At 54.6% G+C, this 11783-nt stretch carries 11 protein-coding genes; 1 reads left to right on the top strand and 10 read right to left on the bottom strand.

Features of this window, described 5'->3' with window-relative positions:
* Positions 1–53 precede the first annotated feature (53 nt).
* The 9 genes from NZD89_RS00670 to NZD89_RS29380 all read right to left on the bottom strand — a co-directional run bounded on the left by NZD89_RS00670 (position 54) and on the right by NZD89_RS29380 (position 9442).
* On the bottom strand, positions 54–1355 hold the full coding sequence (locus tag NZD89_RS00670) for a nickel pincer cofactor-dependent isomerase, group 22 (RefSeq protein WP_268005962.1): 1302 nt from the start codon (positions 1353–1355) through the stop codon (positions 54–56).
* A 109-nt stretch (positions 1356–1464) separates the two neighbouring features.
* Positions 1465–1956, bottom strand: a complete 492-nt coding sequence (locus NZD89_RS00665; protein ID WP_268005961.1) for a glycerophosphodiester phosphodiesterase family protein — start codon at positions 1954–1956, stop codon at positions 1465–1467.
* A complete protein-coding gene (locus tag NZD89_RS00660) occupies positions 1953–2624 on the bottom strand; it encodes a carbohydrate ABC transporter permease (RefSeq protein ID WP_268005960.1) in 672 nt (223 codons plus the stop codon). The genes NZD89_RS00665 and NZD89_RS00660 overlap by 4 nt, the downstream gene beginning before the upstream one ends.
* Positions 2625–2973: 349 nt before the next feature.
* Positions 2974–3291 (bottom strand): DMT family transporter, encoded by a 318-nt coding sequence (locus NZD89_RS00655; RefSeq protein ID WP_268005959.1) that lies wholly within the window; start codon positions 3289–3291, stop codon positions 2974–2976.
* Between the two features lie 58 nt (positions 3292–3349).
* The gene (locus NZD89_RS00650; protein WP_268005958.1) at positions 3350–3508 is read right to left on the bottom strand and encodes a hypothetical protein; all 159 of its coding nucleotides are present in this window, start codon (positions 3506–3508) and stop codon (positions 3350–3352) included.
* The gene (locus NZD89_RS00645; protein ID WP_268005957.1) at positions 3505–5103 is read right to left on the bottom strand and encodes a SagB family peptide dehydrogenase; all 1599 of its coding nucleotides are present in this window, start codon (positions 5101–5103) and stop codon (positions 3505–3507) included. The genes NZD89_RS00650 and NZD89_RS00645 overlap by 4 nt, the downstream gene beginning before the upstream one ends.
* A 23-nt stretch (positions 5104–5126) precedes the next feature.
* A complete protein-coding gene (locus tag NZD89_RS00640; protein ID WP_268005956.1) occupies positions 5127–7082 on the bottom strand; it encodes a TOMM precursor leader peptide-binding protein in 1956 nt (651 codons plus the stop codon).
* On the bottom strand, positions 7079–9016 hold the full coding sequence (locus NZD89_RS00635; protein ID WP_268005955.1) for a putative thiazole-containing bacteriocin maturation protein: 1938 nt from the start codon (positions 9014–9016) through the stop codon (positions 7079–7081). The genes NZD89_RS00640 and NZD89_RS00635 overlap by 4 nt, the downstream gene beginning before the upstream one ends.
* A gap of 186 nt (positions 9017–9202) precedes the next feature.
* Positions 9203–9442, bottom strand: coding sequence for a heterocycloanthracin/sonorensin family bacteriocin (locus NZD89_RS29380; RefSeq protein WP_369125250.1), 240 nt, complete (start codon positions 9440–9442; stop codon positions 9203–9205).
* Between the two features lie 319 nt (positions 9443–9761).
* Here NZD89_RS29380 and NZD89_RS00625 point away from each other — a divergent pair, with 319 nt between their 5' ends.
* Complete coding sequence (locus NZD89_RS00625; protein ID WP_268005953.1) at positions 9762–10790, top strand: LacI family DNA-binding transcriptional regulator; 1029 nt, start codon at positions 9762–9764, stop codon at positions 10788–10790.
* Here the strand turns inward: NZD89_RS00625 and NZD89_RS00620 are convergent.
* Positions 10772–11782 carry a glycoside hydrolase family 53 protein gene (locus tag NZD89_RS00620; protein WP_268005952.1) on the bottom strand — a complete coding sequence of 337 codons (1011 nt, stop codon included), beginning with the start codon at positions 11780–11782 and terminating at the stop codon, positions 10772–10774. The genes NZD89_RS00625 and NZD89_RS00620 overlap by 19 nt on opposite strands.
* Between the last annotated feature and the right edge of the window lies 1 nt (position 11783).

The raw sequence follows: 11783 nt of genomic DNA, 5'->3' as shown, positions 1-11783 counted from the left end.
CAATCGCCTTGCGGTTGAAGCGTCTCACCCTCGGTCACAAGTAGAGCAGCGTGTTAATGCACGTGATTTCCATGCCAACTCCGTGCGACGTTTAAGGCGCCGGCAGCGTCAAAGTGCCACTCCATCGGATCAGAAAGAATCTCAATGTCAGCTCGATTGTTTAAAACCGGAAGCAGCGACTCTGAGACGCGAATCACGTCCAATTGTAGAGTCGTGCGAAGATGCACCAATTTGACGTCCTCTTCCCGCAGAAGATTGGACGTTTTAATCGCGGTTTGGATGGCTAGTTTGTCGTTCTCGAGCACCATCGGGAGTTTGACGGGCTCGATGACCGTGGAGGTCAACGCGTTCGGATACGTCTTCTCAAAATCAATGGCGTCAAACACCTGCTTCGTCGTCGTATCTGCCACGCCAATTCCATTGGCGTTTCCATGCGTGCGTTCCGTGAGGCGACGGACGCAAATCCGTGTCACCTTCGGGCCTCCCGTCGCAAAGGGGGTGGCATAGCGACCTGTGATGTTCGGGTCCATGCCATCTCCACTCACGTCCTTGCCAATTTCATCAATCACCAATACGTCAAACGCATCCACCAGTATCCGCGGCATGAGGCTCTTCGCCCGCATCAACAAGCTAGGTTCTCGCACAAGGATATCGTTTGCGGGCAGAACGTGAATTTCCGCAATCCGATCATACGCGTTTTCAATGATCGCCACACCCGCCAAAATCGCCCCGGTTCGAAGAGACGCTTCAGCCACTTGGACGATGTGCCCAGCCATGTGTCCAAATCCCAACTTGTGACAGGATTCGGCGCCCTTCTGTTTGCCAAGCCCAATGGCGATCATCTTCACAATACCGCTCTCATACGGCCCACGAAATGCAGTGTGCGGCTTGATCCGGTTGATCACGACAATGCCATCCGCCTCGTGTGCGAGTTTATCCATGTAAATCGGCAATCCGTTGGGAAGTTGTCCAAGTTGAACGACTTCCATCGAGGATCGAATCGGGGCACCAACAGAATCCTCAGTGACGCCCAAACTCTCCAAAACTTCCTTCTGCCCCTCGGACGTCGCCCCACCGTGGCTGCCCATCCCGGGGATCACAAACGGTTGGTACCCTCGGCTCTTGAGGTGGGTTACGACCGCCTTGGTGACTTTATCAATCTGCGAGATCCCCCGGCTGCCTACGACCACAGCAATCTCGCCAGATGCCGGCCAGGCGATTCTCGACGCCTCGGCAGCAAAGGCGCGGTTGACCGTATCATCGATGTCCTCGACAGTCGGGTTTGGAAACCGCTGACCGATTTCCACCATTTTCGGAAGGGGAACATCTTCCACTAGTTGACGAATGACGCTCATTTCCTGCCACTCCTCTCGTGCACCGATACCGCGTCATGGCTTCGCGAAACGGTATGTCTACTCACAGTAATATTCAGGTAGACACACAATTAGAGCGGGTGATTCCGCGTCAGCTTAACCGAGCCCCAATTTCACATCGTCCAAGATGACGCCGTCCACCTGATGCATCGTCGACCACTCGAGCATCTCCAGGCTCCTCCCCGTCCATATCAGAACGTGATATCCCCTTACTTGTGCTTCGGCGATAAACGAGGGTTCCAGGGACGCGAATCCCCGCGAACTGTGGGTGGAACCACGATCCGGCATCGAGTCGACGGATCTCGTCCACATGTCGGTCACAGACCAGCCCTTGTCCGCTGGTGGTACGGTTCAGGTACTCGTCGTGGACGATGACGAGACTCCCGTCTTTGGTCAACCGAACATCCAGCTCAATCATGTCGGCCCCATCGGCAATCGCTTGTCGGAACGCATGAATCGTATTTTCGGGTGACGTCTCGCTCGCGCCGCGGTGGGCGATGCGCAACAGCCCATCCTGCGCGAGCACGTCCTGTACGGCCCCCCCATGTCTTGGCAGCGCGATTCCCGTCTCCGTCCCCATCATCCGTTCAACTCACTATCCGCTTGTTGTGCGGTTTGCTGCATAGTTTGGGTGACAGATTTTCCTTCGTCAAAGATCCCCTGCAGCCCCTGTTGCACGGTCTGTAGTACCCCAAGGTACTGCGGTGAAGCCGGCGCCGCCTTTTGGTATTTCAGTTCTGCAAGTGCGGTGTTGAATTGTGAATTCTTCTTCAGGAACGCCTGGTAGTCGCTCTGTTGCAAGGTTGCCTTTTGGACGGGCAAATACCCCGTCATCATCGACCACTCGGAGACCATTTTCCGCCAGCGATTTGCACCGTCCACCTGACAAGCCTCCACGAGACTTTGGGGAACGTTTTGCAGGCCCGCCAGGAATATCAGCATGTAGTAGCCGCAATACTGCCAAAGCGACACCAGCATGACCGAGATGAGGGCCGTGTGGCTGGACCCAAGCCAATTGACCGGCTTCATTCCGAAATGAGTCAGGACGTGGTTGACCAAGCCGTTGTCGGTGTTGAAGAGCAGCGTGAAGACGAGGCCGGAGCCGACGAGCGGAATGACATAGGGCGTAAAGAAGACAGTGCGATAAAAGCACGTCGTGTGCCTTCGCGAAGATATCACACGGTGGCGGCGCGCAAACGAGCTGTGTCCCATCGACGACTCCGATATCATCTCTTCTACCTTTTGTGCCATAGACTTCACCGAACCTTTCCATATGGGCGGAGTGCAGAACGGACGCGGTTTACTGCCCGTGCGCCACTCGCGGTCGCCGACACGCCGACGCGCACACTCCACCCAGAAACCATCGCGAAATGGCCAGGGTTTTACTGTTCGATGGTTTATTCGGTACTAGGCTACTGCTGGAATGTAAATTACGGATAAAGTGCCAATTGGTAATTTGTAAATTTTTATGTGGAATCGTTTCGGGGAGTACGCCTACCGCGGCACCGTGCCCGTACTCGAGTCGAGCCGCAACACAGGTCGGCGAATGAAAGGGGACCAGTTGTCCAGGTCCCTGTGTGTACTTGTAACAAGCGTTCACCTAGCGGGAACTGAGATTCAATCCGACGACGCCCAGCACAATCAGGACTAACGACGCGACTTTCAGCGCACTGAACGGCTCTTTAAAATAGAGGACGCCAATGGTGGCCATGATGGCGGTTCCGACTGCAGACCAGACGGCATAGGCCACACTCACCTCGAGGCGCTTGAGCGCGAGGTTGACGAGAATCAGACTCAATCCATAAAACACGAAAAGGGCGATGGAGGGCGTTAGTTTGCTAAACCCTCGCGACAGTTTCATCGACGTCGTGCCACAGACCTCAGCCAAAATGCCAAAGAACAAGTAAATCCACGCCATGTTTGCACCTCTCACAGTCTGTTCGCTTGCGCGTCTTAGGCAATTCCAACGCATAAGCTCACTTTACCATGCAGTGCAGAACGCGGCGATGGTCCTGTGACACTGGTTGAGTCAAGTCCCCTTTGTATCGTACGCACTCGGCCCGAAGACCGGAAATCATGAAACCGGTCAGACAGCCCACCGCCTCCATGTAGGCCTGGGCTGTCTCCACACTCACCAGTAGAGCGCCCCCTCGAAGCGCGCTGTCTTTCGATAACACCCGACTGGCACTTCGATGAGGCAGGTCTTTCCCTGGGCCTCGCAATGGTAGATGTCGTCACACGCGCCCTCGTCGTAGCCGAGTAATGGGTGTCCCCCTAGGCCATGTGCTGACGCGGATAAGAGCAAACGCTGTAAACACATCCCCACCTCCATCTGCTGCATTCGGTATCCTCGATAGCCAAAGATCTGCTGGTACCCACCGCGCGTACCGATCAAGTGGAAACACAATGGCACTTGAAATAGATTGACGGTTGGCATCGTCAGGCCCTCTTGAAGTCGCAGGCGATGATCCCCCCCATGCAGCAGCCGCAGCCCATGATGCTTGAAGTCGTAAAGATACGCACCGTCTGCGAGGCCGTCGACACCGTGCACGCAACTAGCTAGAGACACCCTCGGATAAAATTCCTGTCGATTTGAATCGATGTCGTTGTCATAGGCGAACGACATCATGGTTTCCGATAGGAGAGCGGATAGGTCCGCTAGACTCGTATGCCCCTGCACAAAGTCGAGGGCGGGTGAAAACCGCCGACGACATGCTGCGGCGAAATCGTCCGTCGGGCGTTGTGCTGCAGGAAGTGGGGCGACATCTCCATCCACGCGATTGGCCGCAAGCGGGGACGGAGGCATTTCGGTGAAAGACTCAGTTGAATGGAGCATCGATGCCTGATTCATTGTGACGAGCATCGGGTACTTCCCTTTTTTGATGGATTTGCTGTAGTGCCTGTGCTGCAGTTCGACCAGCTCTTTGCAAAGCGCTTCGGCCGATTCCACTTCGGTCGCCGCGTGGATATCCCCACGACGATTTACGATGGAGCCCTCAGTCAGAGCCAGAGGAATCACCGCATACGCGGACTCTTCCTCATCGCACAGCCCCAACAAGTGATTGATGGCCCTGTCGAGAAATTGAAAGTAGACAACGGAAGCATAGCCACACCGTTTGGCCACCTCGAGCAGCTGCCCAATGAGTGCACCGGCGTCGAGTCCCTGCAGTCGATACGAAAAGTCATGATATTTATAGAAGTTCTTCCAGAACATCGTCGAGACAAACAGCGTGCCAAAACAGGATTCCAGATGACACCTGTGGCCCAGAGCCCGTTCCAAGTACGTATCAAAATTTCCTTCCCGCAACAGCACGAAACGGTGGTGCGCGACGTCGTAGTGATAGACGCCGGGAGCCAGACCGTCCACTTTGAGGTAGGCGTACAATTCGCTCGGATAGAGAGCACCACCAGATGGCACATAGCGTCGCAACATCTGCATGAAGTTGTATCGCTCTTCCCCGTCATCAGTCGGTAGCATCACGTGGCACAGTTGTGTGAGGCCGTAACTGTACCAGAAATAATCGCCGATTTGCTGAAGGGTAACGGATGTCCTAGTCTGCGCCGGACTCACATTCAGCTCGAAACGTATGTCGGACGACAGAGGCGTGACAGGCAAATCCTGATAAAGCTTGAAGGGAAGCGGCGCATCCTCCCAGTCGACATCCAAATCCGTGGGCCGCACTTTGTCGATGTCAAAATGAAGGTTGTACAGGAATTCATCTAGTTTCATCTCGCTCACTCCAAAGCATCGGTTTACGGGAATGGATGCGGATGGGGATTCAGTTGTTCCCGCGTCAGTGGTTTGTTGGTATACCCGAGTTTCATCGGTACACAAAGGACCCTATCCAAGTGCTCTAAACGCGTGAGATGGTAGCCAAATGTCATGGGTAACATGCCGGGAATGATGACTTTTACGCAGTGCAGGCCATTTCTCGCAAGTTCGGGGGATGTCTGATTGACGACCATCACCTCGAGCTGCAACCTGGCGAGAATGTTCAATATCTCCTTTAGGTCATCCGTCAAATCGCTGTGCACAGCAGCGCTCCACTGAAAGGCTTCCTCCAGCTTTTGAACCGGTCGCTCAGGGTCTAATAAAAACGCGAGCCTCTGCTCTGCTTCCGGCAATCCATAGAGCATCGAGTGATCCCCCATCTGTTGAACGAGAGCTGGTTCATGCAGCATGCGCAAATAGGTGCCTCGCTCGGCCTCCAGCTTTTCGTCGAATCGAAGCAGCATGCCAGCAGTCTCCTGAATGGCGCCTTTAATGGCACGCATCGGGTCTACATGCGCACCAGCCGAGCACAACAGGTTTAAGCCGCTTGACCGCCTGTTCTTCGCAATGACAAAGACCGTCGGGATGCCGTTTTCCATCGTCGCGTTGTAGAAGTGAAGATCGTAGCCGGCCGCGGATCTCACGCGCTCTATCATCCACTGCAACTCGATGTCCGGGCTGCTCGACAGGTCGATGGCTGGTAGAGGTAACTTTGCGTACCAAGTCATGAGAAACGCGTCGCGTTCGACGATTTCGAGGATCCCGTGAAAGATGGCCTCTACCAGCGTGCCGCCAAGCGCACATCCGTTGGACGTCTCGTAGACGAACCCGTCCTGACAACCTAGGCTGTAGTAGGCGAGTCGCAGGGGGATGAGGATGGGTCGCTGTTTGGTCAGGGAGTACCCCCACACCCACTCCATGGCCAGATCATCGGCAAACGCTTGAAACGGAAAATCGGGGCGCGCATATTGTCGAGGGTCGTGCAATCCGACGGTGATCGGGTTTAGCGCATGGTCTTTCAGATGGGCGTAAGCGTCGTAGACAACCGTTTGCTTCCCACGAGGCTCCAGTCCACAGTAGCGTTCAAGCCCCTCCAAGATGGCCGTCACTTCACATTCCTCGTAGGAGTGGGCTCGGCCAGAAGTGCCCTCATCCCCCATCAAAAGCGGAAGATTGACACTCACTGCGGCAAATGGCGTGATGAGATCGTGTACCTTTCCGTTGAGTAGCCCCGACCCGTAATCCAAGTAGTCGTGAACGAGTTTACCACCCAAATCCTGGATAGCACGACTTCGAAAACTGTGTTCGTTCACTTTTGGACTAGGACTCAGGTCAATGACTGCAGTTTCTCGGGAATCGTCTGGCAATGTCCCACAGACTGGGCAGCCCGCGTTGGGCAAAATGAAGTGACGCGCGGTGTCGAACGTGTCTAAGTTCGTGCAGATGACGTGATCGACCACGCGGCAGGTGTCGACGTCGCACAGTATCCGCTCGACTTCCGCCACGATGAGGTTCGCCATGTGAAACAGCCCAGTCCGCGTCGCCCACACATCTCGACCAGTGCCGCCGAACGTCGCACGCTGCATCCTCAACTGCCACATTTCACGTCTATCCGCCTCTGCCATCAGCGTGCGCATATCCGCACAGTAGGAGCATCCAGCTTCTGTTGGCCGAACCAGTGGGCCAATGAATCCGTTCCCAAATGCCACAAATCCACGGAGCCACGGCAGCCCTATCCCCCGAAAGGCGTCTTCGGCCAGCGAATGAACAGACGGAGGCCAGTCGTCGTCGAGCACGAGTGCCAAATCTACGCCCGCAGGGACCTCCGACGGCACCTCCGGCTCGCGGATCGTTTCACACTCATTTCTGAAACCTAGTAGTTTGAGTACAGTATCGGCGAGCACACCATGTCCGATGACCAGGACGCGTGACGTCATTGCGATTCCCCCTGTCGGATGCATACGCCCATCACGCCCGCCAAGACGTCGGTCATAAACGGCTCGAGTGCCAAATCCAGTACCACGACGTCCTTGCCCTTCCTCGCCAGTGCGTCCAGTGCCGCAGTGACCTGCTCAAGATGGAAGCCAGGCCACGCCTCAATGTCAATAGGTGAAACCGCCTCGTCGTGCTCGATCTGCACGACGGCCGTAGAAACACACCTGACATCCTGTGCTGTGTCATCTTCTTCATCCGCACTTTCACACCTCAGGGCGTACGCCAGCGTGCGCTGCAGCGCCATACTCATGCAAAACCCAACGCTTCCAACGAAACGCCCATTCGTCCCAACCCAGGCGACGGGGAACCCAAAAGCGTCGTCGCTGATCCCGACGACAGGATCGATCCCCATCGCACGCAACGCCTGAAGATAAAACTGACACTTTTCATCCGAGATTTCGCCGAGCTCAATTAGCCGGATGGTCGCTGGATTCGTCTGCAGTGCCTGGGTCAATTCAATCGTCAAGAAGTTCTGCAAACCGCGTCCAACGGCCTCGGCCACCGTCCCCCCGGCTCCAACGCCCACAGGCTGCCCATCGTTCATGATCTCGCCAATCCGTCGCCGCACGTACTCCTCCAGCCCAGTGAGCCCCGCTTCACAACGTGCCTCTTCGTGTGTAAATCCCGTACACACCGTCTGTAGAAGTAGTTCTGCTGGGCCATTCGACGCTGGGTTGATCGGCTGTACAAGACACTGCGCAAGAGGTAGCTGTGACAGTCCGCCTTCATCCCAAACGTGAAAAATGCCCGAAGTTTTGTCTGTGATTCGGGCGAAGTAGGCTAATACCTCACTCATACTGCAGCTGGCTTCAGAGGCGATCCGCTCATGCAGATTGGCAATCCTCAAATCCGCCTCGATCCCGCCCACATCGCTCGCTGGGATCACCTCGTGCCATTTCCCCTCTAACGTCTCCACGTCCAACGTGTAAAGGCGATTGCCAGGTTCACGGTCCACCCCGACGATGGTTTTGAACAGTTCAAAAACCAGCACGTTGACGAGGATGGCCCCACTCGTGCCGGTACAACCACTCACATGTAGGTCGCGTTCGAAAGCGGTCCGATGAATACGCCGCCACACGGCTTCAAACGCAGAGGCCACGCCAGGACCCCCGCCCGGCCGAGCATTCGGAACCACAAGTCCCAGACCATTCACGAATGTCGCGGCGATAAACAACTTCTGTGCACGACGACAGATGGATTCAACGCGACGCAATTCGTCGATGTCCCCGCTTTGCGATACATAGAGCACCGCATCCATGGTTTGCACGGTATTTTGCAAGGATTCGAGGTCGGTCACCTGGTCCGTCAAATCGTGGACGGCTACGTCATCGTCCAAGTCTCGATAGAGCGACAAGACGTCTTCCAGTCGTGATGAATGTACGTCACAAGGGTCGGTGACGATCATGTTCACCGTTGAAAGCCCCGATTCTAACAGTGCGCCAGCTAGTGAAATCAGGAATGTTTCGGTACCAATCGCTAGAACGTTCGAATTTCGATATGTCTGGAACCGAAAGGCGCCCGAGCCGACCGCGTTGTCGATAAACTCGACTTGTGGTGCATAGTGCTCGACAATTTCCTCCGACAGCTGATGTTGTGTATCTGAGCTGACATCTCGAACAAACCCGTTGTCATACAGTATCCCTGCGACCTCGAAAATTCTGTCTCGATACGGCGTCGGCAATCCGTCCGTCAGGCTCGCCAATGTGTGCTGTCCGTCGAATACGGGTAGTAGTTTTTCGATCCAGGCCTGAACCGACGTCCCTTCTAATCTGAATGAACCCACATTATTTCGGAAATACACCTTCCCGTCGACATCGGGAAGAAAAAACGTATCTCCTTTCACTTTTAAGCGCATCCACGGTTGAATACTCCCCATGCTGATTCCCCTTCAACGAAATGGAATTCGGGCACATGTGTACGAGCATCGTCCTGAAACACAGTACATTGCTGTCATCATATCGCCGATGGGTCTATTTGGTTCCATAGAGAAATCCCCGTCCAAATCGCGTGTCATCGGACGGGGATCCTTGGATAGCTCAACTTTCCAAATCAATTGGAGGATTTACCAAAAGAAGAAGCAGCCAAAACAGCCGCCGCAGCGGAAACAGCCCCCACATCCGCCACAGCCACCGCAGCGAAAACATCCGCCACAGCCACCACAACGGTAGCATCCGCCACATCGGACAAGGACCGCATCATAGTCACCGCGCTTGTCGGTCGGCTTCACCTTTTCAGCGTGCAAACTGCCCAAATCCAGTTTTTGAATATCCTTTTTGAAGTCGTCCACTCGTTCCACCCCCATTCGAGGAACAGGCATCGAAAACACACACAAAATCCCGTCATCTAAACGCTAAAACTCAACTCGGCGGTCGCGCCCATGGGGCACTTCTCACCTGCTCGACGGTTTATACACCCGTATGAATTTTTCTTTGCCGACGTAAAGGCCTATACCAGGTATCACAAGGCCTATTTCTTGGTTTCGGGCGGACGCCTTTGTCATGGGATTTTGTTTGCGGATGAATGTTGCTCGCATTTTGTTTCGTCCCTGTATAATGACTCAAGGAGCATCGGGGAATTTTATTCGCAACGTTCGACGACTCTTACACAGAAGGAGAATCACCATGCCAGCTACCCGAATCGATGTTGCAAGACGTGCAATGGTGTCTGTTTCCACCGTGTCGAGAGTGTTAAACAACAGTGGGTACGTGTCCGCTGAAGTACGGCAGAGAATTGAGGCAGCCATCAAGGAACTAAACTACGTCCCAAACCGCGCCGCTCGCAGCTTGCGCTCCCAACATTACCGACAAGTGGCCTGCATTGGACCGTCCGTCAGTAATCTGTTCTACAACGATATTGTCGTAGGCATTGAAGAAACCGCCCTCGAATACGGGTATACCTTGTCCTGGTACCACTTAACGCGGGAACGAATAAAAGATATCCACGCCATCATGAAGGGGTTTTACGACGGCATCATCTTTCTCGCCCCTTTTGATATCGAGGACCTCGTCGACCTAGCCGACATCGCAAGGCGAACACCGACCTGTCTGTACAGTGACAGAGGGAAATCCTATGATATCCCCTACGTATTTGTCGACCTCAGGGCAGCGATGCGCCGCAATGTCGAGTACCTGATTTCGCTCGGCCACGAACACATTCTCTTTTTGGGACACGAATTTCACGATCCGACAGAAAACCCCCGCTATCAAGGCTATATAGATGCGCTGCAAGCACATGGATTCAGTCTGCGTGAGGAATTGGTACAGTTGATACCCAACCACAAAGATACCATCTCTTATGGTCACGATTTAGTGAGGGGCCTTGTCGAGAAGGGGGTCTTTTTCTCCGCCATCGCCGCATCAAACGATTCTGTTGCCGTAGGCGCCCTGCGCGGACTACGCGAGGCAGAGCTCCAAGTTCCCGAGGATGTCTCCGTCACGGGATGCGATGACATCGAACTGGCCAACCTCATCACGCCCGCCTTGACGACCATTCATATTCCGAGACAAGAAGTTGGAGTCAAACTGATGGAGCTTCTACTGGGGCAGATTCACAACGAACACACCGGTGGGAAGCACGTTGAACTCCCCACCCGCATGGTCATTCGCGAATCAGTAAGCCGCAACCATCGACGTCAAGACCGGTGGCGATGAAACACGTCTAGCCCAGGAAGCATCCTGCCTTCGCTGTCAAAGAGGGACATTTTACTCCAACCGGCTGGTGAATCCCCCACCTGAATCGCATCCGGCTCCCAATAGAAGACGCCTTTGCCGAGTCCGTCTGAAACGCCCTCGACGATGTCCATGACGGACTGCAGAAACGCCCTTTGGTTTTCCGGCGAAGCATCTACTGGTTCCATCGCGTTTTCAGGCTGAACTTCCGTCCACGGATAAGCCGTTTCCACAAGCACGAGGTCCTTTTGATATCGGTGCGCCAAATCGTGCAAATTTGCAGTCAAGGCTTCTAAAGTGCCATGCCACCAGGGGTAGTAGGACAACCCGATGCTGTCAAATTCGATGCCTCTTTGAAGAGCGTGATCGAGAAAGAAACGGGCTCCAAGATTATCTCCGCCGCGGTCAATATGCAACAGGACATTCACCTCTTGCCCCTGACAATCGCGTGCCGCTCGAACGCCGGACGACATGAGCCGGCTAAAGCGGTCCCACGCGTCGGTATCCTCCTTATCCGCTGGACCAAGAAGCCTGCCATCGTCCCAAAGCATCCCATACGTCACTTCGTTGCCGATTTGCACGAAGTCAGCGGGCGTGCCTTGAACTTTGAGCCGATGAAGTACGTCGTATGTGAACTGGTAAACACTTGCCACCAGTTCGTCGAAGGGCAGATTCTCCCACGCCTTCGGTTTGTACTGCTTGCCTGGGTCGGCCCACCAGTCCGAATAGTGAAAGTCGATGCCAATGACAAAACCGTGCTCCTTGAGCCGCTTGGCCATCCCAAGCGTATTCTCCACACTACAGAAGCCGTCCTTTGGGTCGTTCCACACGCGCAGACGAATGGCGTTCATTCCGTGCCGCTTCAAAATCGCCAAGCAGTCATCTTCCCCACGACCGTCAAAAAACTTGCCACCCTTTTGCTCGATTTCGTCTAGGAAAGACACATCTGCTCCACTGAGAAACTCACGAATCATC

Origin of the sequence: Alicyclobacillus fastidiosus (assembly GCF_026651875.1) — a bacterium.
GTDB classification, from domain to species: domain Bacteria; phylum Bacillota; class Bacilli; order Alicyclobacillales; family Alicyclobacillaceae; genus Alicyclobacillus; species Alicyclobacillus fastidiosus.
The sequence above is the reverse complement of the archived record's forward strand: the minus strand, read 5'-3'. Positions and strand labels throughout refer to the sequence as shown.